Here is a 25,907-nt window from a genome sequence, read left to right on the forward strand (position 1 = left end):
CCCGTCCCGGCCGTCGCCGCCGGCCACGCTCAGACGGTCTTGATGGCACCGCCCTCGACCGCGTAGTCGGCCCCGGTGATGCTGGCGGCCCGGTCCGAGGCGAGGAACGCGACCACGGAGGCGATCTCCTCGGGTTCGACCAGCCGGCCGGTGGTCATGCCCATCAGGGCGGGCACCGTGCTCAGGAACTCGCGGTGCCCGGTGCCGTGCGCCTCGGCGAGGCGGGCGCCGAAGCCGTTGCCGTCCTCCCAGATGGCGGTCCGGGTGGGGCCGGGCGAGACGGTGTTGACGCGTACGCCGAGGGGGCCGAACTCCTCGGCCAGGGCCTTGCCGAAGGCGTTGAGGCCGGCCTTGGCGGTGCTGTACTCGATGGGGCCGGTGCTGGGCAGGCGGGCGCACATGGAGGAGATGTTCACCACCGACCCCCGGCGTTCCAGGATGGCCGGCAGCAGTCGGCGGGTGACCCGGACGGCGCCGAACAGGTTGACCTCGAAGCTCCGCTGCCACACCTCCTCGTCGGTGGCGAGGAACCCGGTGAGGGTGATGTCGTCCCCGCCGCCCATGTTGTTGACGAGGAGGTCGACTCCGCCGAGGGCGGCGAGGGCCCGGGTTCCGAGTTCCTCGGCGCCCCCGGGTGTGCTCAGGTCGGCGGCGACCGGGTGGGCGCCGGACTCCACCAGTTCGGCGGTGACGGTGCGTGCCGCGCCGACCACCCGGACCCCTTCGGCGATCAGCCGGCGGGTGATCGCGAGGCCGACGCCCCGGCTGGCTCCGGTGACGACGGCGGTCTTTCCGGTGAGATCGAGTTCCATGACGGATTCCCCCAATATTCTTGAACTGTAGGTACAGAACTGGTGCGAAAAAAGAGCCCGGCGACTGCCGGGTCGGATCGGACGGGGCCGGAACAGACAGGGCCGAGCCGGATCGGGCGGCTCAGACGGCGGCCATCACGGCGTCGACCACCCGCCGCAGCCGGGTGGCGTCCTGGGCCGTCTTGGCCAGCACCCGCATGCCGATCACGGTGGCCAGCAGCCAGGAGGCCAGTTCGGCGGCGTCCCGGTCGGCGTCGATCTCGGCGGCCCGCTGACCCTCCTCGACGGTCGCCCGGAACGCGCTCTCGGTCCGCGCGAACATCCCGCGGACGGTGTCGGCGGTCCAGGGGTCCGCGAGGGCCGGGCCGGCCGCCGTGTTGACGGCCATGCAGCCGCGGCGGTCCGGATCGCCCAGGTCCATCTCGACCAGGGCCTCCAGTGCGCCGCGCAGCCGGTCCCGGGCCGAGCCCGGGTGGTCGAGGAGCTCGGCCAGCCAGGCGGCCTGGCTGTCGCGGTAGCGGGCGAGGGCCTTCTCGAAGAGGGCCTGCTTGCTGCCGAAGGCGTTGTAGAGACTGCCCTTGCCGATGCCGAGCTCGTCCACCAGGTCCTGCGGCGTGGTCGCCGCGTACCCCTTGCGCCAGAACACGTCCATCGCGCGCTCCACCGCCGTGTCCGGATCGAACTGCCTCGGTCTGCCCATGCGGCCACCGTAGCACTGTTCTTGACCTCAAGGTCAATTACTCGCGGCCGCGCACCGCTCAGTGGTGGAAACCGGAGCGCGGGGTCCCCTCGGGGCGGGCGGGTGCCCCGACGGCCTCCAGGTGCTCGACGGCCCGGCGCAGGTCCTCGACCAGCAGGGCGATCTGATCGCGGGTCACCCCGTGCCGGATCAGCACCCGCTGGATCACCGTCCGCTCCCGGTCGGCGGGCAGCGGGTACGAGGGGACCTGCCAGCCGCGCATCCGCAGCCGGTCGGAGAGGTCGTAGAGGGTGAATCCGGCACCCTCGGGGTCGGTGAGGGTGTAGGAGACGGCGGGCAGAGCGCCCTGGCCGTCGTAGAGCAGGGTGAACGGCCCCAGGTCGGCGATCCGTCCGGCCAGGAACCGGGCGGTGTCGGCGCAGGCCTGCTGGACCCGCCGGTAGCCGTCCCGGCCCAGCCGGAGGAACAGGTAGTACTGGGCGATGATCTCGCCGCCCGGGCGGGAGAAGTTGAGGGCGAAGGTGGGCATGTCCCCGCCCAGGTAGTCGACCTTGAAGACCAGGTCGGCGGGGAGCAGGTCGGCGGTGCGCCAGACGATCCAGCCGACGCCGAGCGGGGCCAGGCCGTACTTGTGGCCGGAGGTGTTGACGGAGGCGACCCGGGGGAGCCGGAAGTCCCAGACCACGTCGGGGTGCAGGAAGGGGGCGACGAAGCCGCCGCTGGCGGCGTCCACGTGGACGGGGACGTCCCAGCCGTGCTCGGCCTGGATCCGGTCGAGTTCGGCGGCGATCTCGGCGACCGGTTCGTAGTCGCAGGTGTAGGTGACCCCGAGGATGGCCACCACCCCGATGGTGTTCTCGTCCACGTACGCGGCGAGTTGGTGCGGGCGCAGCCCGGTGGCGCCGGGTTCCAGGGGGACCTGGCGGAGTTCCACGTCGAAGTAGCGGGCGAACTTGTCCCAGCAGATCTGGACCGGGCCGCAGACCAGGTTGGGGCGGTCGGTGGGCTTGCCCTCGGCGCGGCGGCGTTCGCGCCAGCGCCATTTGAGGGCCAGTCCGCCGAGCATGGCGGCCTCGCTGGAGCCGGTGGTGGAGCAGCCGGTGGCGGAGGTTCCGGGAGGGGCGTTCCAGAGGTCGGCGAGGATGTTGACGCAGCGGGCCTCGATCTCGGCGGTCTGCGGGTACTCGTCCTTGTCGATCATGTTCTTGTCGAGGCAGTCGTCCATCAGCCGGCGGACCTCGTCGTCCGACCAGGTGGTGCAGAAGGTGGCGAGGTTCTGGGCGGCGTTGCCGTCGAGCAGGAGTTCGTTGCGGAGCAGCGAGTAGACCACCTCGGCGGGGGTGTGGCCCTCGGGCATCCGGTTCTTGGGGAGGACCTGACCGCTCATCGTGGAGGTGAACACATCGGCTTCGGAGTCCCCGGACCGCGGATCCTTCATCTCATGAAGTGCCATATCCGGACTATATTGGACATTCCGCTGATGTGGCTTCAGGGCGCTTCCGGTCGACTCCCGAGTGTGAGCCCCGCCATGGAACCCCCCGTCGGCCGCAGGATCTCCGGTGAAGTAGGCTCAGCGCGCAAGGTCTTCCCGTCCGGGCCACTGGAGCCGGTTCGGACGGGAAGATCATCAAACTTGTTCTCAGGGCAACCAATCCGGCGATGTCCGGATCCGTCCCGTGTGTCTCCGGGACACTGCTACTTCTTCCTGTCATGAACAAGATCACCAGGCGGCGGGCGCTCGGCACCTCGGCCGCCACCCTCACGGCCCTCGGCCTCGCCACCACCGCCCACGCGGTCACCACCGCGCGCACCCCGGCCCAGGCCGCGTCCGCGGCATCCGCGGCACCCGCCGGGGCCCCGGCCGGCACCGTCGACGAGGTCTACCTCGGCCGCCGGATACAGATCACCCCCGCCGGCGAGGCCGGCGGGCACGGCGGCCACCACTCCCCCGACGGGCCCTCGGTCCGGATAGACGGGCGCGACCTGCACGTGATGCGCAACGCCGACGGCAGCTGGATCAGCGTGGTCAACCACTACGAGACCTTCGCCGATCTGCGCGGACTGGCCCGGGCCGCCGTCCGCGAGCTCCAGGGCGCCTCCCTCGTCCCCTTCGGCTTCGGCGGTGCGGCATGACCGTGCGCAAGAACCAGGCCACGCTGACGGCGGCCGAGAAGAAGCGGTTCACCGACGCCCTGCTGGAGCTCAAGCGGACCGGGGCCTACGACCGGTTCGTCACCACCCACAACGGGTTCATCATGGCGGACACCGACTCCGGCGACCGGGTCGGCCATCGCTCCCCCTCCTTCCTGCCCTGGCACCGCCGCTTCCTCATCGAGTTCGAGGGCGAGCTCCAGCGGGTGGACCCGGCGGTCACCCTCCCCTACTGGGACTGGACCGCCGACCGCACCTCCCGGTCCTCGCTGTGGGCCGCCGACTTCCTCGGTGGCACCGGCCGGGCCCGGGACGGCCAGGTGATGGACGGCCCCTTCGCCTACGCCACCGGCAAATGGGACATGCGGGTGCAGGTGGACGGCCGGCCGTACCTGCGGCGGGCGCTCGGCACCGGGGTGGCCCAGCTGCCGACCAAGGCCGAGGTCGAGAACGTCCTCGCCATGCCGGTCTACGACGCGGCCCCCTGGAACAGCTCCTCGGCCGGGTTCCGCAACCATCTGGAGGGCTGGCGCGGCGCCAGCCTGCACAACCGGGTGCACGTGTGGGTCGGCGGCCAGATGGGCACCGGGGTCTCCCCCAACGACCCGGTGTTCTGGATGCACCACGCCTACGTGGACAAGCTGTGGGCCGACTGGCAGGCCCGGCACCCGCGGTCCGGCTACCTGCCCACCGGCGGCACCCCGAACGTGGTCGACCTCGGCGACACCATGCGGCCCTGGGGCGACGTCACCCCGGCGGACCTGCTCGACCACCGGAAGTTCTACACCTTCGACACCGAACCGGCGGCGGCCGGCGGGCCCGCCTCCGGCACCCAGCGGTAGGTGAGTTCGGGGCGCCCCACCTGTCCGTAGCGGGGCGCCCGGACGGCCCGGCCGGTGTCCGTCAGATGCTCCAGATAGCGCCGGGCCGTGATCCGCGACATGCCCGCCCGCTCGGCCGCCCCGGCCGCGGTCAGCCCCTCCGGAGCCTCCTTCAGCAGGACCGCGACCCGGTCCAGGGTCGGTCCGCTCAGCCCCTTGGGCAGCGCGGCCGGGCGGGGGGCCCGGAGCGCGGCCAGGGCGCGGTCCACATCGTCCTGGCCCGCAGCCTCGCCCGCCCCGGCGGCGGCCCGGTACTCCGCGTAGCGCAGCAGCCGTTCCCGCAGGGTGGGGAAGGCGAAGGGCTTCAGCACGTACTGGACCACCCCCAGCGAGACGCTCTCCCGGACCACCGCCAGGTCCCGGGCCGAGGTCACCACGATCACGTCCACCGGATGCCCGGCCGCCCGCAGGCCGCGGGCGAACCGCAGCCCGTGCCCGTCCGGCAGGGTGAGGTCGAGCAGCAGCAGGTCCACCGGGGTGCGGTCCAGCACCCGGGCGGCCTCGGCCAGCGAGTGGACCGCCCCGACGGCCTCGAACCCGGGCACCTGGCCCACGTACAGGGCGTGCGCGTCCGCCGCGACCGGATCGTCCTCGACCACCAGCACCCGCACCGCGGCGGCGCCCGGCCCCCCGGGGTCCCCGGTCACCGCCGGCCCCCGACCGGGATCCGGGCGGTGAAGGCGACCCCGCCGCCGGGCAGGTCGGCGGCGGTGACCTCGCCGCCGTTGCGGTGGGCGGCCTGCCGGACCAGGGCCAGGCCCAGCCCGCGCCCCTCCCCCTTGCCGGACCAGCCGCGCCGGAACACATCGGCGCCGGCCGGCAGTCCGGGCCCGTTGTCCGCCACCCGGAGCAGCAGATCGGGCCCCTCGGGACGGGCCGTGACGGAGATCCGGGCGCCCGGCACCCCGGTCAGCGCGTCCATCGCGTTGTCGATCAGATTGCCGAGCACCGTGACCAGGTCGCGGGCCGGCGGCTCCCCGGCCCCGGCGGTCAGCCGCCGGCTGTCCGGGGTGACCACGAGCTCCACCCCGCGCTCGTGCGCCTGGGCCGCCTTGGCCAGCAACAGGGCCGCCAGCACCGGCTCGTCCACGGCCGCGAACACCTGGTCGGTGAGCGCCTGGGCCAGCTCCAGCTCGGCGGTGGCGAACTCCACCGCCTCGTCGGTGCGGCCGAGTTCGACCAGCGAGACCACGGTGTGCAGCCGGTTCGCCGCCTCGTGCGCCTGGGAGCGCAGCGCCTGGGTGAACCCGCGCTCGTGGTCGAGCTCCCCGGTCAGCGCCTGGAGTTCGGTGTGGTCGCGCAGGGTGACCACGGTGCCGCGGCGGCCGCCGCCGGCCACCGGTGCGCTGTTGACGACCAGGACCCGGTCGGCGGTCAGGTGCACCTCGTCGACCCGGGGCCGGTCGGCGAGGAGGGCGCCGGTGAGCGGGACGGGCAGGCCGAGATCGGCGATGTTCAGTCCGACCACCTCCCCCCGGACCCCGAGGAGTTCCCGGCCCGCGTCGTTGACCAGGGAGATCCTGCGCTGTCCGTCGAGCATCAGCAGCCCTTCGCGGACCGCGTGCAGGGCGGCCTGGTGGTAGTCGTGCATCCGGCTGAGCTCGGCCGCGTTCATGCCGTGGGTGTGCCGGCGCAGCCGGGCGTTGACCACGTACGTGCCGGCCCCGCCGAGGGCGAGGGCGCCGGCCGCCACCCAGACCAGGGCGGCGATCTGGTCGCCGAGCCGGTCGCTGATCGCGCGGACCGTGATCCCGGCGCTGACCAGCCCGATGATCCGCTCCCCGTCGCGCAGCGGGGTGACCACCCGGATGGAGGGTCCCAGGGTGCCGGTGTAGGTCTCGCTGAAGGTCTCGCCGCGCAGCGCGGGCCCGGTGTTGCCGAGGAAGCGTTCGCCTATCCGGCGGGAGTCGGGGTGGGTCCAGCGGCGCCCGTCCGGGGCCATGATCGTCACGAAGTCCACGCCGGAGTCGGCCCGGACCCGCTCGGCGTACGGCTGGAGGGCCGCGCTCGGGTCCGTACGGGAGGCCGCCCGGACCGCGTCCCGGACGGACGGGGAGTCGGCGACCGCGCGGGCGACCGCGCCGGCCTGGCGTTCGGCGGCCTCCTCGGCCTGACCGCGGGCGGTGGCGTACGCGAAGACCGCGCAGCCGGCCACCACGGCCGCGACCAGCACCACCTGCATGGCGAAGAGCTGCCCGGCCAGGCTGCGCGGACGGGGGATGCGGAACATGGCGTTCAGTGTGCACCGGTCCGTGAACTCAATGAACGCAAGGGTGACCGGGGTCACAGCGCTGCGCGATGGTCTTCCCGGAACACTCACGCGCAATCCAGGAGGCACCGTGGCCGCCAGGCGGGACCGGACCCACTATCTGTACATCGCGGTGATCGCCGCGGTGATCCTCGGCATCGTCACGGGCTTCGCCGCGCCCGGGGTGGCCGTGGAACTGAAGCCGCTGGGCACCGGCTTCGTGAACCTGATCAAGATGATGATCTCGCCGGTGATCTTCTGCACCATCGTGCTGGGGGTCGGCTCGGTCCGCAAGGCCGCCAAGGTGGGCGCGGTGGGCGGACTGGCGCTGGGCTACTTCACCGTGATGTCCACCGTCGCGCTGGGCATCGGCCTGCTGGTGGGCAACCTGCTGGAGCCCGGGCACGGCCTCCAGCTCACCGAGGCGGTGCGCAGCGCGGGCGAGGCGCAGGCGAAGGCCGGCGGGGCCGAGTCCACGGCGGACTTCCTGCTGGGGATCATCCCGCACACCCTGGTGTCGGCGTTCACCGAGGGCGAGGTGCTCCAGACGCTGCTGGTGGCCCTGTTGTGCGGGTTCGCGCTCCAGGCGATGGGGTCGGCGGGCGAGCCGCTGCTGCGCGGGATCGGGCATGTGCAGCAGCTGGTGTTCCGGGTGCTGGCGATGATCATGTGGGCGGCGCCGGTGGGCGCGTTCGGAGCGATCGCGGCGGTGGTCGGGGCGACCGGCGTGGACGCCCTCAAGTCCCTCGCGGTGATCATGATCGGTTTCTACGCCACCTGTCTGCTGTTCGTGTTCCTGGTGCTGGGCACCCTGCTGCGGGTGTGCACCGGGGTCAGCGTGTTCGCGCTGCTGCGCTACCTCGGGCGGGAGTTCCTGCTGATCCTGTCGACCTCCTCCTCCGAGTCGGCGCTGCCGCGGCTGATCGCGAAGATGGAGCACCTGGGGGTGTCCCGGCCGGTCGCCGGGATCACCGTGCCCACCGGCTACTCCTTCAACCTGGACGGCACGGCCATCTATCTGACGATGGCCTCCCTGTACATCGCGGAGGCGATGGGCAAGCCGCTCGCCCTGGGCGAGCAGATCTCGCTGCTGCTGTTCATGGTGATCGCCTCCAAGGGTGCGGCGGGGGTGACCGGGGCCGGACTGGCCACGCTGGCCGGCGGGCTCCAGTCGCACCGGCCGGAACTGGTCGACGGGGTCGGCCTGATCGTGGGCATCGACCGGTTCATGAGCGAGGCCCGGGCGCTGACCAACTTCGCGGGCAACGCGGTGGCGACGGTGCTGGTGGGGACCTGGACCAAGGAGTTCGACAAGGCCCGGGCGGCCGAAGTCCTCTCCGGAAGGCTGCCGTTCGACGAGACCACGCTGAACTCCGACGGGCACGGGCCGTCCCCCGTGGTGCCGGCCAGGCCGGCGGCGGAGCACGGCCCGGATCTGAACCTGGACGAGAAGGACCCGGTCAGGGCCTGATCGCAGGCCCCCTCGACGGCCGGCCGGGCCGGGCGCGCCCCCATGGCGCCCCGCCCGGCCGGTCTCCTCGGTGAACGATCGTTTTCAGCCATGCGGAGGAGAACTGACGTGCGCCGAAAGGTACTTCCCCCGGGGTGCCTCCTTCTGCCATCTTGCGTCCACCACTCGTTTCGTACGACCCGGTAGGTGCCACCCGCACCCCGGGTCATCGGAGGACGCATTGATACCCCACATATCCAGCCGCCCCCGACGTACCCTCGCGGTCGCTGCCGCGATCGGAGCCGCGCTGACCTTCGCGGCCCCCGCCGCGCTCGCCGACACCGCTCCGGTCAGTCCCTCGGGCGCGCCCGCGGCGACCTTCCGGGCCAAGGCCCCGGCCGCGGCGCCGGCTTCCCAGAGTGCGACCTGGGCCGCCGGCACCCGTGCCTACCTGGTGATCACCGCTCCCGGCGGCACCGCCGCCGTGACCTCGGCCGTGACGGCCAACGGCGGCACGGTCTTCTCCACCTTCGACCCCATCGGCGTGATCGTGGCCCACTCGGCCTCGGCCACCTTCGCCTCGACCCTGCGCGGGGTCTCCGGGGTGCAGCAGGTCGGCGCCACCCGCACCTCCGACGTCCCGGCGGACGCCTACAACCCGGCGCTGCCCGCCAACCCGGCCCAGTCCGCGGCTCCTTCCACCGAGCCCGTCCGGTCGGACATGACCCAGATCAAGGCCGACCAGGCCTGGGCCGTCACCACCGGCTCGCCGTCCGTGAAGGTCGGCATCCTGGACACCGGCGTCGACGACCAGCACCAGGACATCGCGCCGAACTTCAACGCGGCCGACTCGGTCTCCTGCGCCTACGGCAAGCCGGACACCCGGGCGGGCGCCTGGCGGGACGTGGACCAGCACGGCACCCATGTGGCCGGTACGGTCGCCGCCGCCAAGAACGGCAAGGGCGCCATCGGCGTCGCGCCGGGCGTGAAGATCTCCTCGGTCCGCATCGCCGAGCCGGGCACCACCCTGTTCTTCCCCGAGAACACCATCTGCGGGTTCGTCTGGGCCGGTGACCACGGCTTCAAGGTCACCAACAACAGCTACTACACCGACCCGTGGCAGTTCAACTGCCCGAACAACGTGGACCAGGCGGCCATCCTGGAGGGTGTCGGCCGGGCCCAGAAGTACGCGGAGAACAAGGGCTCGCTCCAGGTCGCCGCGGCGGGCAACGCCAACTACAACCTGGCGGCCAAGACCACCGACACCGCGAGCCCCAACGACTCCACCCCGGTGACCCGGAACATCACCAACGACTGCCTCGACATCCCGGCCGAGCTGCCGGGCGTGGTCACGGTGGCCGCGCTGGGCACCAACGGCACCTCCAAGGCCTCCTTCTCCAACTTCGGCAGCAACGTGATCGAGGTGTCCGCGCCCGGCGAGTCGGTGTACTCGACCGTGCCCGGCGGCAAGTACTCCTCGCTGAGCGGCACGTCCATGGCCTCCCCGCACGTGGCGGGCGTGGCCGCGCTGCTGGCCAGCGCCAACCCGGCGTACACCCCGGCCGACATCCGCGACAAGCTGGCCGAGCACTCCACCGACCTGGCCTGCCCGTCGGACAGCCGCTGCACCGGCACCACCGCGAAGAACTCCTTCTTCGGCGAGGGCCGGGTCGACGCGCTGAAGGCGGTCGGCGGCTCCACCCCGCCCCCCGGCAAGTACTTCGAGAACCTGACCGATGTCACCGTTCCCGACAACACCACCGTGGAGAGCTCCATCGCGGTGACCGGGGTCACCGGCAACGCCCCGGCCACCCTCAAGGTGGGCGTGGACATCAAGCACACCTACATCGGTGACCTGAAGGTCGACCTGGTCGCCCCCGACGGCACGGTGTACGTCCTGCACAACCGGACCGGCGGCAGCGCCGACAACATCGTCCAGACCTACACGGTCAACGCCTCCAGCGAGGTCGCCAACGGCACCTGGAAGCTGCGGGTGAACGACAACGCGAACGCCGACACCGGCAAGATCGACGCCTGGAACCTCACCTTCTGAGGTTCCCCGGGGCCCGGGCGGGCCGGCTATCGGCGGGAGCGCAGCACGCAGTCCCCGCAGAGGCCGCCGCCCGGGGCCCGGTAGTAGAGGCAGCAGCTGTTCCGGAGGAAGGCCACTCCCAGGCCTTCCTCGTGGACGAAGGTTCCGGTGCCGGCCAGCGGACCCTCCGCCAGCAGTCCGGCGACCACCGGGGCGGCGGAGCGTTCGGTGTCCGGCATCCGGTTGACCAGCTCGCGCAGGGCGCCCACCAGGCCGGAGGCCGAGTTCCCGGTCAGCGTCCGCGGGGAGACCCGGTAGCGGTCCCGCAGCGCCGACTGGAGGAGCTCCAGATGGGCCAGGACCGTCGGGCCCAGCTCGGCCGCCGGCCGGGGCCGCGGATCGGGCATCCACAGTTCCACGGAACTCCCGGCGGGCAGCCGCCACCGGACCCGCTCCGGACTCAGGTCGGGGACCCTGCCGGAGAGCGCGACCGCGCCCAGTCCGAGGGACCACATCCGGGCGGCGAGCCCGAACTGCAGGGTGGAGGCGGCGACCCGGGGACCGGCCCCGCCCATCCGCCGCCCGACCTCGGCCACGTAGCCCGCCAGGTGCGGGCCGTCCCCGTACAGCTCCGCCAGGGTGCGGAAGCCGCCGCCGGGCGGCTCCTCCCCGCAGCTCACGGTGAAGAAGGAACCGGCCCGGCCCAGCCTCCGCAGGGTCTCTTCCACGGGCGCCTCGCTGAGCTCTTCCATGCCGGAGACGGTATCCGCACCGGATCGGGGACCCGGCGCCCGGGGGCCTCGGTCAGGGGGCCCCGACGGTGGCGGCGATCTCGAAGTCGGCCAGGTCCAGTCCGCCCTCCTTCGTGTCGTCGTTGGCGAAGACGAAGGACTCGATGGGGACCTCCCGTTCGGCGCTGAGCTGGGCCACCAGCTCCTGGAGCACCACGGTCTCCAGCACCACCCGGACCGCGTCCGGGACCTCCGGCAGCCGGACCACGAAGAGGTTCTCCGCCACGTCCGCGTCCACCGTGGTGATCAGCAGGGTGAGGTGCCCGGCCGCGGCCAGGGTGTGGGCCAGACCGATCTCGCGGCCGTCGCCGAACACCAGGTGCAGGGTGTTCCCGGCGGACTCCATCTCCCCGTGCAGGTAGTTGCGGGTCACCGCGGCGGCCGCGGTCATCCGGACCACCTCGCGGAGCAGCAGGGCGCCCTCCTCGGCGGAAGCGAGGGAGGGGGCCCCGGCCACCGCGTCGGCGGCGACGCAGCGGGCCCCGCGGGCCCGCAGCCCGGCGACCACCTCGGTGGCCTGCGAGTGGACTGCTGTGGTCTGCTCGGCGATCCGCCGCCAGGGGTCCTCGGAGTCCGGGCGTCCGGCGAGAACCCCGGCGATCAGGTCGAGGGCGAGCACCGTACCGGTGTAGCCGATGGTCGAGGCGTACGAGTCGGGTTCGGCGCCGAGGTCCACGGTCAGGTCGGCGATCCCGGCCAGCGGCGAGGGCACCACGTTGACCAGGGCGGTCCGGGTGATCCCGGCCGGGGCGTTGCGGAAGGCGGCGAGGGTCTCCGAGCTGCGGCCGCCCTGGGAGACGGCGATCAGGCAGTCGGTGTCGAACCCGGCGGTGCCCTCCTCCAGTTCGTCGGCGCGCACCCGCTGGGTGACGACCCCGGCGGCGCGCAGCTGCCGCACCGGGACGGCGAGGGCGGCGTACGAGGCTCCGATGCCGGTGAACAGGGGGCGGCGGGCGGTGCGCAGCGCGGCCGTGGAGGGGGCGGCGAGCTGGGCGCGGACCCGGTCGGCGATCCGGACGAGGGCGGCGCCCTGGTCGGCCTGGCCCTGGAGGAAGGTGATGCGGGACATGGGGACTCCTGGGGGGTGGTCGGGGCGGGTCAGGCCGAGGGGGTGCGGGTGTCGGATGCGGTGTCGCCGGGCGCGGTCCCGGGTTCGGGGTCGCGCTCACGGCCGGGGGTCTGGAGGTCGAAGCGGAGGATGGCGAACCGGAAGAGCACGTAGTAGATCGCGGCGAAGGCCAGGCCGATCGGTATGAGGAGCAGCGGCTTGGTGGCGATGCCGAAGTTCACCACGTAGTCGATGGCGCCGGAGGAGAAACCGAAGCCGTCGCGGATGCCGAGGGCGTAGCAGAGGGCCATCGAGACGCCGAAGAGCAGGGCGTGGACGGCGTAGAGCAGGGGGGCGACGAACATGAAGGCGAACTCGATGGGCTCGGTCACCCCGGTGACGAAGGAGGTGAGCGCGACCGAGATCATCATGCCGCGGACCATGGTGCGGTTCTCGGGGCGGGCGGTGTGCGCGATGGCCATGGCGGCGGCCGGAAGGGCGAACATGTAGATCGGGAAGCCGCCGGTCATGAACTGGCCCGCGGTGGGGTCGCCGGCCAGGAAGCGGGCGATGTCCCCGTGCACCTCGGTGCCGGTGGCCGGGTTGACGAAGGTGCCGGCCTCGAACCAGGGGAAGAACGAGAAGAAGTGGTGCATGCCGATCGGGATCAGGCCGCGGACGACCACGCCGAACAGGCCCGCGCCCCAGGCGCCGGTGCCGACCAGCCATTCGCCAAAGTGGAAGAACCAGGATCCGACGGTCGGCCAGACCACGCCGAAGACCACGCCGACCCCGGCGCCGGCGAAGGCGCTGAGGATGGGCACCAGGCGCCGGCCGCCGAAGAAACCGAGCCAGTCGGGGAGCTTGGTGCGGCTGAACCGCTGGTAGAGGAGGGCGGCGACCAGGCCCATCACGATGCCGCCGAGCACCTTGGCGTCCAGTGGTTCGCCGTCGACCCCCTTGGGGAAGGCGGGGCTGGCGAGCACGGACTTGAAGACCAGGTAGCCGACCACCGCGGCGAGGGCGGTGGAGCCGTCGGCCTTCTTGGCGAAGCCGATGGCGACGCCGACCGCGAAGAGCAGCGGGAGGTTGCCGATGATGCTGTCGCCGGCGGCGGCGAGGACCATGCCGAGCTTCCGGACCAGCTCGGGGAGGCCGGCGCTGCCGAGGAGGTCGTCCTTGCCCAGGCGGATCATCAGGGCGGCGGCGGGCAACACGGCCACCGGGAGCATCAGGCTCCGGCCGATGCGCTGCAGGACCGGCATGACGCGGGCGGGCCGCTTCTTCCCGGCGGCCGGGACGGTGGCCGTACTCATCGCGCTACTCCTCATCGAGCGGGGGTGGGAACGCCTCCGAACGTACTTACTGGTTTCCTACTGGTCAACAGTGGTCTGCTGTGGTCTTGCCGATTCGGGCCGAATCAGCTCGGAGGTCCTGCCGTCCACAGGGCCGTAAGGCCTGCGGCCCCGTGGTCACTGGTAGCCACTGGTATCGTCGGCCCATGACCGAAGCAGACCCCCTCTGGTCCCAGGCAGCCGACCGGATCCGCGAGGAGATCGCCCGGCGCGGGCTCTCCGCCGGGGCCAAGCTGCCGGCCGAGCGCGAGCTGTGCGCCCGGCTGGAGGTCTCCCGGGTCACCCTGCGCCGGGCCCTGGCCCATCTGGTGGAGCAGGGGCTGGTCACCTCCTCGCACGGCCGCGGCTGGTTCGTCGCCGCCCCGCAGGCCCCGGCACCGGCCCGGGAATGGCCGGGGGACCTGGAGTCCTTCACCGCCACCGCCCGGCGCAAGCACATGCGGCCCGGCTCACTGGTGCTCCGGCACGACCGGACCACCGCCTCGCTCGACGACGCCGAGCGGCTCGGCGTGCCCGCCGGCACCCCGCTGATCCGCCTGGAGCGGGTCCGGCTCCTCAACGAGGTCCGTATCGCCGTCGACCGGACCCTGCTGATCGCCGAACTCGCCCCCGACCTCGCCGCCACCGACTTCGGCTCGGCCTCCCTCTTCGAGGAACTGGGGCGCTGGGGCGTGGCACCCGAGCACGCCGAGACCACCATCGAGGCCCGGACCGCCGACCGGACCCTCGCCGACCGGCTGGGCATCTCCGAGGGGGCACCGGTACTGGTCCTCGACCAGACGGTCTACACCCGCGACCGGCGGCCTCTGCTGCTGTCCACCGTGGAGTACAGCGGGGACCGCTACCGACTGCGGACCACCCTCGGCACCGGCTGACCGGCCGCCCGGGTGAACCGGTCACCCGCACATCTGACCGGCCCCCGGACCGCCCGCCGGACCCCTGCCCGGACCCCTCCCCCGCGCCCGGCCCGGCCGTCCTCCGCTTCCGGCCCCGCAGAGGTGTCCGAGAGCCTCCGCTCGCGCCCCCCGCACCCCCTCCCGAGCGGCCTCCGCGAGGGCCCCTCCAGCCTGCTCCGGGCGCCCCCGGACACGCCGCGTGGCAGCGTCCCGGACGAGCTCCGGCCGGTGCCGCGGGGCGGTCGGGCCACCGCCGGGACGGGCCGGCGGGGTCACGCCCGGTATGACACCGCTCGCTCACCGTCCACGCAGGTCAGAGCCGATGAACGGACGGCCGGCGGCGGCCGGTGCGGCCGTCTGGGGGTGCCACGGGGTGCGGTGGAACGGGTGTCCGTGAACCATCAGTACGGGCGGTCCGCCGACCGGAACCGCCCCGTCGAAAAACAGTGTCGCGCCGTTCGCCCCAAGGGGGTTCATGTGATCACGGTAACGAGCTACATTGAGCCACTCGCGTTCACCTGACCGCCCGTTCCCTTTCATTCTCGTTTTGCCCGTGGACCGCTGTCAGAGCGCACACTGTGCAACCACCCACCCGCCTAGAAGGACCGGCGCCGTGCCCGTACCCGTACTCCTCGCCGGCCGCACCGTGCGGCTAGAGCCCCTCGCCCCCCACCACACCGAGGCCTTGGCCGTGGCCGGGGCCGAGGATCGTACGACTTACGCCTTCACTCCCGTACCCCATGGTGTGCAGGCGTCCCACGAGTACATCCACCGTGCCCTCGCCGATCAGGCGGCGGGGCGCTCGCTGCCGTTCGCCGTGGTCAGAGCCAAGGACGGGCGCGTGGTCGGATCGACCAGGTTCCTGGACCTCGACTACTGGCAGGGTCCGCTGGTGTGGCCCGCCGTCCCCGGCGTCCCCTACGGGGATCCGGTGACGGCGGTCCCCGATGCCGCCGAGATCGGCAACACCTGGCTGTCGCCCAGCGCGCAGGGCACCGGGATCAACACCGAGGCCAAGCTGCTGATGCTCCGCCATGCCTTCGAAACCTGGGGCGTCCGCCGCATCTCGCTGCGCGCGGACGCCCGCAACACCCGCTCCCAGGCGGCCATGGAACGCCTCGGGTTCACCTCCGAAGGGGTCCGCCGGGCCCATTCGAGGGGACTGGACGGGGCGGTGCGCAGCACGGCCTTCTACTCGGTCCTCGACGAGGAGTGGCCGGCCGTGCGGGCGGTCATCGAGCTGCGGCTGGCCGCCCGGGCCCCGGCCCGCAGACGCCGCCGGAAGACGCTGGTCCCGGCGTAACGGTCCTGCGGGCGGCCGCCGCCGCCCGGGGACAAGCTCAAGAAAACGAAAAGTCCGGAACCTCCGCGCCCCGATCGGCATCCTCCACGTCGATCGGGAAGCACCATACGTACCAAGAGGTCCGGAGTTCACCGCAATGTCATATCCGTACGAGCAGTCCCCGGGCGGGCAGCCCGGGGGCCGCTCCCGCCGTCGCCCGCGCCGCCGCCTCCGCCGCCTGGTCATCGCCGTGGCCTCGGTGGCGGCGCTCGGTCTGGGCACCGCCGCCGTGATGGCGCACTACGAGATACCGCCGTTCACGGACAAGGGCGATCCGGTCTCCTTCGACCGGCCGGGCGGCCGCTCCGGGGCCGCCCTCAAGCCGGCCCCCGGGTCCAAGGCGCTGATGCCCACCGGTCCGCGGGCCGAGTTCAAGAACACCAACACCCTGCCGGACGGCACCCATGTGGCCGTCACCGAACTGGACGGCCGGAAGTCCGGGTTCAGGGGCAAGGTGTGGGTGTGGGCCCCCAAGGCGTACTTCGAACCGGAGTACGCCGACAGCGGCTTCCCGGTGATGATCGCCCTGCCCGGCGGGCCCGGGTTCCCCAGCAACTACTGGATGGGCAGCGACCTCCACCTCCAGGAGAGCATCACCCGCTGGTACGAGGAGGGGAAGGGGAAGCCCTTCCTGCTGGCCATGCCGGTCCTCAACCCGGCCCCCGACGACGGCGGCCGCTACTGGGACGGCTCGGACATCCCCGGGCAGCCCAGGATGGGCACCTGGCTGACCGAGGACGTCCCGGACCTGATGAAGGCCAACTTCCGCACCGTGAAGTCGCGGGACGGCTGGGCCTTCATGGGCTCCTCCACCGGGGGTTTCGCCGGGCTGAAGGCGGTGCTGAAGCACCCCGACAAGTTCAAGGCGGTGATCGCCTCCGGTCCGGACATCGTGCCCGACTCCCTGCTCTGGAAGGGCCACGACAAGGAGAAGGCGGCGAACAACCCCGAGCTCCTCGCCGCGGACCTGATCCGGCGCAAGGGCCCGGACGTCTACCTGGCCTTCCAGGTCGGCACCGCGGAGAGCAGCAAGCTCACCCTGCCCAACGTCCGGCGGTTCATCGCCACCTACGGCAAGGGCCCGGTCCACACCGATCTGAACGTGATCCCGGGCGGCAGGCACAACGCCAAGACCTATGTGCCGGCCATGGGACAGCAGGCGATCGAGTACATCAGCAAGGTCATGGCCGGGCCGGTGAGCTGACCACCGCCGTACCGGCCCCCGCGCCCGTCCGCGCGGACCCGGCCGCCGGTACGGGCCCCTCGGAGCCGAAGGCGTGCGGTGCCGCCGACCCGTCCCAGGCCGGCCAGCCCGGGTCCCCGGTGCGGGCGAAGGCCACCCAGGCGGAGTGCATCCGGTCGGCGAGCTCCTGCGGGGTGTCCCGGCCGGCCAGCCAGGCCGTCTCCGGAACCCCCAGGGTGTCGAAGACGAAACCCAGCTCCAGGGCGTGGCAGGAGCCCATGCCGGGCACCCCGGACCGCCAGCCGAACTCGTAGAGGAAGGCCGGGGCGGGCCGGGCCGCGCCGGGGGCGGGGGGAGCGGCCAGCCGGCGCAGCGGGTCGCACAGCAGCCGGTCGGTGACCAGCCGGCCGAGCAGTTCCCCGGGGCTCGACCCGGGCTGGGCCGCGCGGGCGGCCCGTACGGCGGCCTGGTCCTTGCCGGTGCGGAGCCTGGCCAGCGCGGGGGCCAGCGGGCCCAGCCGGTCCAGGACCCGCAGCAGCCCGGTCGGGGCCAGCCAGAGCCGGTACTCCTCGGTGGTCCAGCCCAGGAGCAGCGGGACCCGGCCGGCCCCGTCCCGGGTGAGCGCCTCCAGGGGGTCCTCGGGCAGGGTGCCGGGGTCGGTGACCAGCCCGAAGGAGGGGCCGCCGAGCAGCGGCCCGGAGGTCCGGGTGAGCGCCGCGTTCTGGGCGGCGAGCAGGGCGGCGGTGTCCACCCCGGCGAACGCGCGGGCGGTGGCCGGGACCTTCAGCCGGGCCGCCATCCGGCGGACCACGGTCCGCACCCCGTCCCGGGGCAGCACCTCGGGGGCGCCGCTCTGCAGCACCGCCCGCGCGAACAGCCCGGCGGCTCGGGGCGCGGCCAGCAGGGCGCCCACGCTGATCGCCCCGGCCGACTCCCCGCAGACGGTGACCCGGTCCGGGTCCCCGCCGAAGGCGCCGATGTTGTCCCGCACCCATTCCAGGGCGGCGATCTGGTCCAGCAGGCCGCGGTTCGCGGGGGCGTCGGGGAACAGCCCGTAGCCGAGCACCCCGAGCCGGTAGTTGAGGGAGACCAGGACCACCCCGTCGCGGGCGAAGGCCGCCCCGTCGTAGACCGGGCAGGCGGCCGATCCGCGGGTGAGCGAGCCGCCGTGGATCCAGACCAGCACCGGCAGCCGGGCGGTGCCGCCCGGGTCGGGGGTCCACACGTTCAGGTTGAGGCAGTCCTCGCCGGGCACGTCGGGGTCGGGCAGCAGCGAGGCGAACGGCTCGGCGTGGGGCGACTTCGGGGCCGTCGGACCGAAGGCGAGGGCCTCCCGGACCCCGTCCCAGGGCTCGGGCGGGCGGGGCGCGGCGAACCGCAGCGGGCCGGTCGGGGGTGCGGCGTAGGGGATGCCGCGGAACACCGCGACCGGGTGCCCGGTCCGGGGTTCCGGCTCGATCCGGCCGGCGACCGTGCCGTACCGGGTACCGACCCTCACCAGCGATCCGTCCACCCGTTCCATGCCGTTCCCTTCCGCCGTACTCCCGTGCGTGCCCATTGTGCGCGGTGTCCGCCGGGCCCGCCCCTGCGGGTGATCCGGCGGGGCCCGGCGTGACCCGGGGCGGGCCCCGGGCGGTTGTGCCGGGCAGACCCCCTGATCCGCGATCCCCGGAGGCCCTCATGCACCTGCCGCGTTCCCTCGTCCCGCCCCTCCTGCTGCTGGTCGTCTCGGCGGCCGGGGCCGGCACCGCCGGGGCGGCCGCGCCCGCCCCCGACCTCCAGTACATGGGCCGGGACGACGCCGTCCACTCGATCCCGGACCGGCCCGGCTGCGTGCCGGCGGAGGGCGGCGGGAGCCGGGCGGTGGTGAACCGGACCGGGCGGGACGCGCTGCTGTACCGGGAGCCGGGCTGCCGGGGGAACCCGGTGGCGGTGGTCCGGGCGGGCTCCAGTGCCCCGGTCGCCGCCTTCTTCGACTCGCTGCGTTTCACCGGGTAGCGGCGCCGGGTTTCACCGGGTGGGCGCACCGGCCGTGACCCTTGGGCGGCCGGTGCGTTGTATGCCATGTCAAATGCCGTAGTCCCTGCGGCAGCCCCATATCCCACAAGGAGATCTCGATGTCGCGTATCGCCAAGGCAGCTGCCATCACCGCTGCCGCCGGTTCCGTTCTGGCCGCCGGTGCGGGTGTGGCCGCCGCCGACGCCGGAGCGCACGGTGCGGCGGCCGGCTCCCCCGGTGTCCTGTCGGGCAACGTCCTCCAGGTTCCGGTCCACGTGCCGGTCAACGTCTGCGGCAACTCGGTGAGCGTGATCGGTCTGCTGAACCCGGCGTTCGGCAACACCTGCGTGAACGCCTCGGGTGGCGGCGACCACCACACCACCGGTGGCTACGGCCACTGAGCCGGGCAGTTCCGAGGGGCCCCCGCCGTCACCGGTGGGGGCCCCTCCCTTGTCCCTGCGCTCCCGCTCTCGTCCTGTGCCGTTCAGGTCTCGTAGCGGTAGAGGTCCTGGTGGCCGAGGAGCTCCCGGGGCGGGATGTTCCAGGGCGGCATCGGTTCATCGAGGGCGAGGACCCGGCCGTACTGGAGGTCGTAGCGCTGGAGGGGGCGGTCGGGGAGGTAGCCGGAGCCGGGGTGGGCGCGCTGCCAGCGGTCCCAGATCAGGTCGACGAAGGCGTGGTGGAGCCAGAAGACCGGGTCGTTGGGGGCGGTGCCGCCGGTCATGTGGCCGCCGATCCACTGGTGCACCTTGTTGTGGTTGCGCCAGCGTTCGGTCTTCGGGGCGGCCCAGCCCTCCAGCTTGTTGCGGAAGCCGCCGGCCGAGGCGGTGGAGTCCCACGGGTCGGTGTCGTAGACCGGGTCGTCGAGGGCCCACTGGAGTTCGGCGGGGGTGGGCAGCGAGATCGGGTTGGCCGGTCGGCCGAGGTTGCGGGTGAGGAACCGGGCCTCGGTGATGCCCACGGTGATCGGCCAGTTGCCGCGCTCGTAGGCGAACGGGCCGGTGGTGACCTGACGGTCGGACTCCCGGCCGGTGCCGCCCATGAAGTCCTCGGCCCACAGGGAGGAGGCGGGGCTGCGGTCGGTGGTCCAGTCCCAGTAGGGGATGGTCAGGCCGGGGTCGATCTCGCGGAGCTTGGCCTCGAAGTCGAGCAGGTAGCGGCGGTGCCAGGGGAAGAAGGACGGGGACATGTGCCCGACCCGGAGCCGGCTCGCCCGGTCCGGCACGAACCAGCGGTCGTGGATCCGGACGAACTCGTCGTAGGTGCCGTTCCGTTTGAGTTCGACGACGGCGCTGGTGAACCTCTTCTTCTGGGCGGAGGTCAGGTTCTTCTGGTTCTGCCGGACGTACACGCGGGACTCCTCCGCTCAGACGTGGTGGGACCCGGCTGCCGCCAGGTGTGCGGTGCCGAGTTCGTCCACGGCCGCGCGCGCGAGTTCCAGGGGCGTGGCGAAGGACTGGAAGTGGTTGATGCCGCTGAGGTAGCTGCCGTCGGCGCGCCGCATCACGTGCAGGGGGCGGCCGTCGATGCGGACGGCCGCCTGTTCCACGGCGATGTGCCGGCCCCGGTAGGTCTCTTCGAGGACCGGGACCCGGCGGGCGTCCGGGGCGGTGGCGGGGCGTGGCCGGCGGGCCCGGACCAGGGGGGCGAGGGCGGCGGCCGTCCCGGTGAGGACGGCCGCGGTGAACGCCGTACGCAGCACGGTCCGGCGGGTGGGGAGCACGTTCCTTGGCAGGATCCTGGTCGCGTTCATACCGGTCTAACGCGGGGCGGGGGGCGAGGTCACCTCCTTGGGGTGCTTGTAGAAGAGGGTGGTGGGGCGGAGGTTTCCGGCGGGGTCGGTGGCGTAGTCGGGGATGGTGCCGGCCTCGGTCCAGCCGGCGGCGCGGTAGACGTGCTCGGCGCCGCTGCCGGTCTCGGTGTCGAGGAAGAGGAGGACGATCCCGGCGCGGGCGGCGGCCCGTTCGGCTTCGGCGAGCAGCAGTCGGGCGGTTCCTCGGCCGCGGGCGGCCGGGTGGACCATGAGTTTGCGGAGCTCGGCGCGGTGCCGGCCGTTGGGCTTGGACTCGCGGTACCAGCTGACGGTGCCGTCGATCCGGCCCTCGGACCGGGAGGTCCAGAGGGCCAGTTCGCCGCTTTCCAGGGCCGGCAGCAGGGTGTCCCACCAGGCGGCGGCGCCGGCCCGGTCGAGGTCGGCGAGGAAGCCGAGGGAGGCTCCGCCGTCGATCACGGCGAGGAGCAGGTCGGCGAGTTCCTCCCGGTGGGCGCGCAGCCCGGCCGGGTCCAGTCGGGTCAGGGTGGCGGTGGTCATGCGGTCAGCGTAGGGAGTCCGTGACGGGGACCGTCGGGGCGGGTGCGGGGAGACCGGTGAGGGTGCCGAGCAGGGTGTGGTGGTGGGTGGTGGTGCCGAGGGCCAGGGAGTCGGCCTTGGCCCGCTTGAGGTAGAGGTGGGCCGGGTGTTCCCAGGTCATGCCGAGGCCGCCGTGGAGCTGTACGCACTCCTCGGCGGCGCGGACGGCGACCCCGGAGCAGTAGGCCTGGGCCACGGAGACCAGCAGGGCGGTGTCGGGGGCCCCGGTGGCGAGGGCGTCGGCGGCGGCGCGGGCGGCGGCCCGGGCCGAGGACACGTCGAGCCAGAGGCGGGCGAGCCGGTGCTTGAGGGCCTGGAAGGAGCCGAGCGGGCGGTTGAACTGGTGGCGCGCGCGCAGATGGGCGACGGTCTCGGTGAGGCACCAGTCGGCGAGTCCCAGCTGTTCGGAGGCGAGCAGTCCGGCGGCCGAGAGCAGCCCGCGGGCGGCGGCCGTACCGGCGGTCTCCGGGCCGGCCAGCAGGGTGCCGGCGCCTCCCCCGGGGGTGATCCGGGCGAGCGGGCGGGTGAGGTCGAGGGAGCTGAGCGGGGTGAGGGTGACCTCGGCGGCCGGGACGGCGTGCAGGCCGTCGGCGGTGAACACCAGGAAGGTGTCGGCGGCGACCGCGTCGGCGACGGCGGAGACCGGACCGGCGGCGGGCAGCGGTCTGCCGGGGGCCTGGGTCAGCGGGAGGGCGGGCACGCAGACGGTGCCGCCTTCGGCGAGCGCGGAGAGCAGGGCGGTGGCGGCCGGGGATTCCGGGGCGCAGCCGAGGAGGATCTCGGTGGCCAGGACCGCGCTGGTCAGATAGGGGGCGGGGGTGGCGGCGCGGCCGAGTTCCTCCAGGACCACGGCGGCCTCGCGATGGCTCGCGCCCTGGCCGCCGAGTTTCTCCGGGATCAGGAGTCCGGTGGCGCCGATACCGCCCGCGAGGGTGTGCCAGAGGTCGGGGTCGTAGGGGTACGGGGTCTCCAGGCGGGCCAGGACGGCGGCCGGGGTGGCGCGGGCGGCGAGCAGGGACCTTACGGCGGCGCGGAGTTCCTCCTCGGTGTCGGTGTAGCCGAGGTCGAGGGGGCCGGCGGGCGTGACGGCGGTCGCGGTCGCGGTGGCGGTCGCGGTGGCGGTGGCGGCGGTCGGCGCGGCGGCGGGGGTGGTCATCGGGTGAGGTCCTTCCAGGGGAGGTCCTTGTCGTCGCGGGGTTCGGCGGGCAGGCCGAGGACGCGTTCGGCGACGATGTTGAGGAGGACCTCGCTGGTGCCTCCCTCGATGGAGTTGCCCTTGGCCCGCAGATAGCGGTAGCCGGCGTCGCGGCCGGTGAAGTCCACGGTCTCGGGGCGGGTCATCGTCCAGTCCCCGTAGAGCAGGCCCTCCTCGTCGAGGAGTTCCACTTCGAGTCCGCTGATCTCCTGGTTGAGGCGGGCGAAGGTGAGTTTCATGCCGGAGCCCTCGGGTCCGGGCCGGCCGGCGGCGAGCTGCTGGCGGAGGCGTTCGGCGGTGAGGCGGGCGACCTCGGACTCCACCCAGAGGGCGAGGAGGCGTTCGTGGAGGGCGTGGTCGCGGAGTTCGGGGCGGTCCCGCCAGAGGGCGGAGACCGGGCCGATCATGCCGCCCTCGCGGGGCAGCCGCATCCCGCCGATGGAGACGCGTTCGTTCATCAGGGTGGTGCGGGCGACCTCCCAGCCCTGGCCGACGGCGCCGAGGCGGTGGGCGTCGGGGATCCGGACGCCGGTGAGGAAGACCTCGTTGAACTCGGCCTCGCCGGTGATCTGGCGCAGCGGCCGGACCTCCACGCCGGGGTCGGTCATATCGCAGAGGAAGTAGGTGATGCCCTGGTGTTTGGGCAGGGCCGGATCGGTGCGGGCGATCAGGATGGCCCAGCGGGCGGTGTGCGCGCTGGAGGTCCACACCTTCTGGCCGTCGACGATCCAGTCGGCGTCCGGTGCCCCGCTCTCGCGGACGGCGCGGGTGCCGAGGGCGGCGAGGTCGGAGCCGGCGCCCGGTTCGCTGAAGAGCTGGCACCAGACCTCCTCGCCGGTCCACAGGGGGCGGAGGAAGCGGCGTTTCTGCTCCTCGGTGCCGTAGGCGAGGAGGGTGGGGGCGGCCATGCCGAGGCCGATGCCGATCCTGCGGGGGTCGTTGTCGGGGGCGCCGGCGGCTTCGAGTCCGGCGTCGACCACGGCTTGCAGGGTGCGGGGGGCGGCCAGGCCGCCGAGGCCTTCGGGGAAGTGGACCCAGGCCAGTCCGGCGTCGAACCGGGCCTTGAGGAAGCTGTCCCGGTCGGTGTCGGCGGGCGGGTGGGCGGCCAGGAACTCCTGGGTCCGGGCGGCCAGTTCGGCCGCGGTGGGGCTCATCGGGCGGTTCCTTCGCCGGGCAGCACGACCAGTCGGCCGGTGGTGGTGCCGTCGGCGAGGCGCTGGAGGGCGTCGGCGGCCCCGGCGAGCGGGACGCGTTCGCTGACCAGGGGGCGGATGGCCCCTTCGGCGGCGAGCCGGGTGAGTTCGGCGTGGCAGGCGAGGACGGCCGCGGGCTCCCGGGCCGCGTAGAGGCCCCAGTGCAGGCCGAGGACGGAGTAGTTCTTGATCAGCGCGTGGTTGAGGGCCGGCGCGGGCACGGTGCCGCTGGCGAAGCCGACGAGCACGATGCGGCCCTCGAAGGCCACCGACTTGGCGGAGGCCGTGTAGGCGCCGCCGCCCACCGAGTCGTAGACCACGTCGGCCCCGCGGCCCCCGGTGAACTCCTTGACCCGGGCGGGCAGGTCCTCGGTGGTGCGGTCGAGGACCAGGTCGCAGCCGAGCTGCTCGGCGGTGCGGACCTTGTCCTTGCCGCCGACCACCCCGATGACGGTGGCTCCGGCGGCCTTGCCGAGCTGGACGGCGGCGCTGCCGACCCCGCCGGCCGCGGCGTGCACCAGGAGGGTCTCGCCGGCCTGGAGCCGGGCCCGGCGGTGCAGCCCGAACCAGCCGGTCTGGTAGCCGATGTGGAGGGCGGCGGCCTCGGCGTCGTCCAGGGTGTCGGGGGCGGGCAGCAGCCCGGCCTCCGGGGCGGTGACGTACTCGGCGAACCCGCCGTGCGGCAGGCTGGGGTTGGCGATGACCCGGCGGCCGTCCTCGGTCTCCCCGCAGACCTCGACCCCGGGGGTGAAGGGCAGCGGCGGGCGGATCTGGTACTGGCCGCGGCAGAGCAGGGCGTCCGGGAAGTTCATGTTGGCGGCACGGACCCGCAGTCTCACCTCGCCCTCGCGGGGCTCGGGCTCGGGGACCTCTTCGAGCCGCATGACCTCGCGGGGTTCGCCGTGGGTGTGTACTCGCCATGCCTGCATCCGGGGCCTCCAGCCGCCGTCGAGGGATCACGCTCCGCACGGCATACTAAGCGGTCGCTTCGCCATCGGGCCAGGGCCGGGAATCGGACCGTCCGGGGCAGGAATCGGACGGTCCGCGGTGGTACGCGGGATTCCGGTGTCCCGTATGCGGCCTTCGGGGCAGCATGGCCCCACACATGCAATCCAGGGGGGAACGCATATGGGAAAGCGAACGAAACGGAGCACCGCGCTGGCCGGGGCCGTCCTCGTGCTCGCCGGGCTGGTCTCGGCGGCCGGGCCCGCCGCCGCGTCGGGGGCCCCGGTGGGGGCCGCGGCGGCCCCGTGCAAACCGAACCTGAGCGCCCTGGGCGCGCTGCCGGGCGCCGAGGCGGCCTGGCCCAGGGAAGGGGTCACGGCCCTGGGGCGCGGCACCCTGTCGGTCGGCTCCTCGCGGGGCAAGCCGGTCTACTGGACGGGCACCACCGTGCACCGGGTGCCGCTGCGCGACTCCCGGGACACCGGCACGCTCCTGGGCGCGGGCCCGGACGGGCTGATGGCGGGCTACTACACCCGCTGGTCCGACCACACCCGGGTGGCCTTCACCTACCGGGCGGGGGCCGCCGCGGTGACCCCGCTGCCGGGCGGCGAGCACGGCTCGCTCGGCCTGGAGTACAACGCCTCCGGCCTGCTGGTGGTCGGGAGGTACGGGGGCGACTCGGTCCGGGTCTACCGGGACGGCGCGCTGGTGCGGACCCTGCCGGTCCCGGGGGAGGTCGGCCCGGACGCGTACGTCGCCGAGGTCGGCGGCATCAACGCGCGCGGCGATGTGGTCGCCACCGTCAACCGGGCGGAACCGGACACCGGCGGGCGGGTGGAGTACTCCCATCCGGTGCTGTGGCCGGGGGACGGCGGGCCGGCCCGGGTGCTGCCGCAGGCAGGTCAGGGCTACAACTACAGCTGGGTGGCGGGCATCGCGGACGACGGCACGGCGGTCGGCAGCGACTGGTACGGGCCGGGCTACGAATGGACCGCCTGGGTGTGGCCGGGCACCCCCGGGAGCCCCGGCTCCTCCCCCGGCCGCCTGGGCTCCCACCCCTACCTGGCCCTGGAGGGGATCAGCCCGAACGGCGGGGTGGCGGTCGGTACGGCCCGGTTCCACCCCGACGACTCCGCGCAGCCGCGCGACCAGGCCGCACTGTGGCCGGGCGGCGGCCCGGTCCTCGCGCTGCCCCGGCTGGCCGCGGGCAAGGCCTCGGAGGCCCTGGCGGTCGCCGATGACGACCGGGTGGGCGGGCGCGCGGTGGACGCCGCGGGCCGGACCCGTGCGGTGATCTGGACCTGTGCCGGCCGGCAGGCCCAGCTGCCGTAGGCCGT

25 protein-coding genes are annotated in these 25,907 nt (G+C 73.5%); 10 read left to right on the forward strand and 15 right to left on the reverse strand.

Translation table 11 applies throughout. From position 1 onward, the window contains the following. Window positions 1-29: 29 nt before the first annotated feature. The 3 genes from ACZ50K_RS23650 to ACZ50K_RS23660 form a co-directional block, all read right to left on the reverse strand. Window positions 30-812, reverse strand: a complete 783-nt coding sequence (locus tag ACZ50K_RS23650; RefSeq protein ID WP_468906307.1) for an oxidoreductase — start codon at window positions 810-812, stop codon at window positions 30-32. Window positions 813-933: 121 nt separating this feature from the next. Continuing rightward, window positions 934-1,512 (reverse strand): TetR/AcrR family transcriptional regulator, encoded by a 579-nt coding sequence (locus ACZ50K_RS23655; RefSeq protein ID WP_468906310.1) that lies wholly within the window; start codon window positions 1,510-1,512, stop codon window positions 934-936. Window positions 1,513-1,570: 58 nt separating this feature from the next. Beyond that, window positions 1,571-2,965 (reverse strand): glutamate decarboxylase, encoded by a 1,395-nt coding sequence (locus tag ACZ50K_RS23660; protein ID WP_468906313.1) that lies wholly within the window; start codon window positions 2,963-2,965, stop codon window positions 1,571-1,573. A gap of 257 nt (window positions 2,966-3,222) precedes the next feature. Here ACZ50K_RS23660 and melC1 point away from each other — a divergent pair, with 257 nt between their 5' ends. Continuing rightward, complete coding sequence (gene melC1, locus ACZ50K_RS23665; RefSeq protein WP_468906316.1) at window positions 3,223-3,645, forward strand: apotyrosinase chaperone MelC1; 423 nt, start codon at window positions 3,223-3,225, stop codon at window positions 3,643-3,645. Then, entirely contained in the window at window positions 3,642-4,505 is an 864-nt protein-coding gene (melC2, locus tag ACZ50K_RS23670) for a tyrosinase MelC2 (RefSeq protein WP_468906319.1), read from the forward strand. Before melC1 ends, melC2 begins: the two co-directional genes overlap by 4 nt. Here the strand turns inward: melC2 and ACZ50K_RS23675 are convergent. Both ACZ50K_RS23675 and ACZ50K_RS23680 read right to left on the reverse strand, forming a co-directional pair. After that, complete coding sequence (locus tag ACZ50K_RS23675) at window positions 4,445-5,191, reverse strand: response regulator (RefSeq protein WP_468906322.1); 747 nt, start codon at window positions 5,189-5,191, stop codon at window positions 4,445-4,447. The genes melC2 and ACZ50K_RS23675 overlap by 61 nt on opposite strands. Continuing rightward, window positions 5,188-6,774 (reverse strand): sensor histidine kinase, encoded by a 1,587-nt coding sequence (locus ACZ50K_RS23680; protein ID WP_468906325.1) that lies wholly within the window; start codon window positions 6,772-6,774, stop codon window positions 5,188-5,190. Before ACZ50K_RS23680 ends, ACZ50K_RS23675 begins: the two co-directional genes overlap by 4 nt. A gap of 109 nt (window positions 6,775-6,883) precedes the next feature. Between ACZ50K_RS23680 and ACZ50K_RS23685 the strand changes: the two genes are divergently transcribed. Both ACZ50K_RS23685 and ACZ50K_RS23690 read left to right on the forward strand, forming a co-directional pair. Then, on the forward strand, window positions 6,884-8,263 hold the full coding sequence (locus tag ACZ50K_RS23685) for a cation:dicarboxylate symporter family transporter (RefSeq protein WP_468906328.1): 1,380 nt from the start codon (window positions 6,884-6,886) through the stop codon (window positions 8,261-8,263). 220 nt (window positions 8,264-8,483) lie between these two features. Further along, window positions 8,484-10,295, forward strand: coding sequence for a S8 family peptidase (locus ACZ50K_RS23690; RefSeq protein WP_468906331.1), 1,812 nt, complete (start codon window positions 8,484-8,486; stop codon window positions 10,293-10,295). Window positions 10,296-10,321: 26 nt separating this feature from the next. Here ACZ50K_RS23690 and ACZ50K_RS23695 read toward each other — a convergent pair whose 3' ends face one another. From ACZ50K_RS23695 to ACZ50K_RS23705, 3 genes are read right to left on the reverse strand one after another with little or no spacing between them, the layout of a single operon-like run. Next, complete coding sequence (locus ACZ50K_RS23695; RefSeq protein ID WP_468906334.1) at window positions 10,322-11,026, reverse strand: (2Fe-2S)-binding protein; 705 nt, start codon at window positions 11,024-11,026, stop codon at window positions 10,322-10,324. A 52-nt stretch (window positions 11,027-11,078) separates the two neighbouring features. After that, window positions 11,079-12,134, reverse strand: coding sequence for an SIS domain-containing protein (locus tag ACZ50K_RS23700; RefSeq protein WP_468906336.1), 1,056 nt, complete (start codon window positions 12,132-12,134; stop codon window positions 11,079-11,081). 29 nt (window positions 12,135-12,163) lie between these two features. Beyond that, window positions 12,164-13,429 (reverse strand): PTS transporter subunit EIIC, encoded by a 1,266-nt coding sequence (locus ACZ50K_RS23705; protein WP_468906339.1) that lies wholly within the window; start codon window positions 13,427-13,429, stop codon window positions 12,164-12,166. A 185-nt stretch (window positions 13,430-13,614) separates the two neighbouring features. Here ACZ50K_RS23705 and ACZ50K_RS23710 point away from each other — a divergent pair, with 185 nt between their 5' ends. The 3 genes from ACZ50K_RS23710 to ACZ50K_RS23720 all read left to right on the forward strand — a co-directional run bounded on the left by ACZ50K_RS23710 (window position 13,615) and on the right by ACZ50K_RS23720 (window position 16,910). Further along, on the forward strand, window positions 13,615-14,343 hold the full coding sequence (locus ACZ50K_RS23710; protein ID WP_468906342.1) for a GntR family transcriptional regulator: 729 nt from the start codon (window positions 13,615-13,617) through the stop codon (window positions 14,341-14,343). Window positions 14,344-14,977: 634 nt separating this feature from the next. Next, window positions 14,978-15,667, forward strand: coding sequence for a GNAT family N-acetyltransferase (locus tag ACZ50K_RS23715; RefSeq protein ID WP_468906344.1), 690 nt, complete (start codon window positions 14,978-14,980; stop codon window positions 15,665-15,667). A 136-nt stretch (window positions 15,668-15,803) separates the two neighbouring features. Next, window positions 15,804-16,910 carry an alpha/beta hydrolase gene (locus ACZ50K_RS23720; RefSeq protein ID WP_468906347.1) on the forward strand — a complete coding sequence of 369 codons (1,107 nt, stop codon included), beginning with the start codon at window positions 15,804-15,806 and terminating at the stop codon, window positions 16,908-16,910. On the opposite strand, the gene ACZ50K_RS23725 is transcribed toward ACZ50K_RS23720, so the two are convergent. Beyond that, window positions 16,888-18,387 carry a carboxylesterase/lipase family protein gene (locus tag ACZ50K_RS23725; protein WP_468906350.1) on the reverse strand — a complete coding sequence of 500 codons (1,500 nt, stop codon included), beginning with the start codon at window positions 18,385-18,387 and terminating at the stop codon, window positions 16,888-16,890. The two genes, ACZ50K_RS23720 and ACZ50K_RS23725, sit on opposite strands and share 23 nt — an antisense overlap. A gap of 182 nt (window positions 18,388-18,569) precedes the next feature. Here ACZ50K_RS23725 and ACZ50K_RS23730 point away from each other — a divergent pair, with 182 nt between their 5' ends. After that, window positions 18,570-18,887: a hypothetical protein gene (locus tag ACZ50K_RS23730; RefSeq protein ID WP_468906352.1), complete on the forward strand. Its 318-nt coding sequence runs from the start codon at window positions 18,570-18,572 to the stop codon at window positions 18,885-18,887. A gap of 119 nt (window positions 18,888-19,006) precedes the next feature. Beyond that, entirely contained in the window at window positions 19,007-19,288 is a 282-nt protein-coding gene (locus tag ACZ50K_RS23735; RefSeq protein WP_468906355.1) for a chaplin, read from the forward strand. 83 nt (window positions 19,289-19,371) lie between these two features. On the opposite strand, the gene ACZ50K_RS23740 is transcribed toward ACZ50K_RS23735, so the two are convergent. From ACZ50K_RS23740 to ACZ50K_RS23765, 6 genes are read right to left on the reverse strand one after another with little or no spacing between them, the layout of a single operon-like run. Beyond that, a complete protein-coding gene (locus ACZ50K_RS23740; protein ID WP_468906358.1) occupies window positions 19,372-20,238 on the reverse strand; it encodes a tyrosinase family protein in 867 nt (288 codons plus the stop codon). A 15-nt stretch (window positions 20,239-20,253) separates the two neighbouring features. Continuing rightward, complete coding sequence (locus tag ACZ50K_RS23745; protein ID WP_468906361.1) at window positions 20,254-20,640, reverse strand: tyrosinase family oxidase copper chaperone; 387 nt, start codon at window positions 20,638-20,640, stop codon at window positions 20,254-20,256. A gap of 6 nt (window positions 20,641-20,646) precedes the next feature. Next, complete coding sequence (locus ACZ50K_RS23750; protein ID WP_468906363.1) at window positions 20,647-21,198, reverse strand: GNAT family N-acetyltransferase; 552 nt, start codon at window positions 21,196-21,198, stop codon at window positions 20,647-20,649. Between the two features lie 4 nt (window positions 21,199-21,202). Next, on the reverse strand, window positions 21,203-22,393 hold the full coding sequence (locus ACZ50K_RS23755; RefSeq protein ID WP_468906366.1) for an acyl-CoA dehydrogenase family protein: 1,191 nt from the start codon (window positions 22,391-22,393) through the stop codon (window positions 21,203-21,205). Next, a complete protein-coding gene (locus ACZ50K_RS23760; RefSeq protein WP_468906368.1) occupies window positions 22,390-23,586 on the reverse strand; it encodes an acyl-CoA dehydrogenase family protein in 1,197 nt (398 codons plus the stop codon). Before ACZ50K_RS23760 ends, ACZ50K_RS23755 begins: the two co-directional genes overlap by 4 nt. Next, window positions 23,583-24,554: an NADPH:quinone oxidoreductase family protein gene (locus ACZ50K_RS23765; protein ID WP_468906371.1), complete on the reverse strand. Its 972-nt coding sequence runs from the start codon at window positions 24,552-24,554 to the stop codon at window positions 23,583-23,585. The genes ACZ50K_RS23760 and ACZ50K_RS23765 overlap by 4 nt, the downstream gene beginning before the upstream one ends. A gap of 199 nt (window positions 24,555-24,753) precedes the next feature. On the opposite strand from ACZ50K_RS23765, the gene ACZ50K_RS23770 reads away from it, so the two are divergent. Continuing rightward, window positions 24,754-25,902 (forward strand): hypothetical protein, encoded by a 1,149-nt coding sequence (locus ACZ50K_RS23770; protein WP_468906374.1) that lies wholly within the window; start codon window positions 24,754-24,756, stop codon window positions 25,900-25,902. Window positions 25,903-25,907 lie beyond the last annotated feature (5 nt).

The sequence above is a fragment of the Streptomyces sp. NPDC033845 genome, assembly GCF_055576225.1.

Bases quoted from the DNA above. Each gene is read 5' to 3' on its own strand.
- ACZ50K_RS23650 (WP_468906307.1), bottom strand. From the start codon at position 812: ATGGAACTCGATCTCACCGGAAAGACCGCCGTCGTCACCGGAGCCAGC.
- ACZ50K_RS23655 (WP_468906310.1), bottom strand. From the start codon at position 1,512: ATGGGCAGACCGAGGCAGTTCGATCCGGACACGGCGGTGGAGCGCGCG.
- ACZ50K_RS23660 (WP_468906313.1), bottom strand. From the start codon at position 2,965: ATGGCACTTCATGAGATGAAGGATCCGCGGTCCGGGGACTCCGAAGCC.
- melC1 (WP_468906316.1), top strand. From the start codon at position 3,223: ATGAACAAGATCACCAGGCGGCGGGCGCTCGGCACCTCGGCCGCCACC.
- melC2 (WP_468906319.1), top strand. From the start codon at position 3,642: ATGACCGTGCGCAAGAACCAGGCCACGCTGACGGCGGCCGAGAAGAAG.
- ACZ50K_RS23680 (WP_468906325.1), bottom strand. From the start codon at position 6,774: ATGTTCCGCATCCCCCGTCCGCGCAGCCTGGCCGGGCAGCTCTTCGCC.
- ACZ50K_RS23695 (WP_468906334.1), bottom strand. From the start codon at position 11,026: ATGGAAGAGCTCAGCGAGGCGCCCGTGGAAGAGACCCTGCGGAGGCTG.
- ACZ50K_RS23700 (WP_468906336.1), bottom strand. From the start codon at position 12,134: ATGTCCCGCATCACCTTCCTCCAGGGCCAGGCCGACCAGGGCGCCGCC.
- ACZ50K_RS23705 (WP_468906339.1), bottom strand. From the start codon at position 13,429: ATGAGTACGGCCACCGTCCCGGCCGCCGGGAAGAAGCGGCCCGCCCGC.
- ACZ50K_RS23710 (WP_468906342.1), top strand. From the start codon at position 13,615: ATGACCGAAGCAGACCCCCTCTGGTCCCAGGCAGCCGACCGGATCCGC.
- ACZ50K_RS23720 (WP_468906347.1), top strand. From the start codon at position 15,804: ATGTCATATCCGTACGAGCAGTCCCCGGGCGGGCAGCCCGGGGGCCGC.
- ACZ50K_RS23730 (WP_468906352.1), top strand. From the start codon at position 18,570: ATGCACCTGCCGCGTTCCCTCGTCCCGCCCCTCCTGCTGCTGGTCGTC.
- ACZ50K_RS23735 (WP_468906355.1), top strand. From the start codon at position 19,007: ATGTCGCGTATCGCCAAGGCAGCTGCCATCACCGCTGCCGCCGGTTCC.
- ACZ50K_RS23745 (WP_468906361.1), bottom strand. From the start codon at position 20,640: ATGAACGCGACCAGGATCCTGCCAAGGAACGTGCTCCCCACCCGCCGG.
- ACZ50K_RS23750 (WP_468906363.1), bottom strand. From the start codon at position 21,198: ATGACCACCGCCACCCTGACCCGACTGGACCCGGCCGGGCTGCGCGCC.
- ACZ50K_RS23755 (WP_468906366.1), bottom strand. From the start codon at position 22,393: ATGACCACCCCCGCCGCCGCGCCGACCGCCGCCACCGCCACCGCGACC.
- ACZ50K_RS23760 (WP_468906368.1), bottom strand. From the start codon at position 23,586: ATGAGCCCCACCGCGGCCGAACTGGCCGCCCGGACCCAGGAGTTCCTG.
- ACZ50K_RS23765 (WP_468906371.1), bottom strand. From the start codon at position 24,554: ATGCAGGCATGGCGAGTACACACCCACGGCGAACCCCGCGAGGTCATG.
- ACZ50K_RS23770 (WP_468906374.1), top strand. From the start codon at position 24,754: ATGGGAAAGCGAACGAAACGGAGCACCGCGCTGGCCGGGGCCGTCCTC.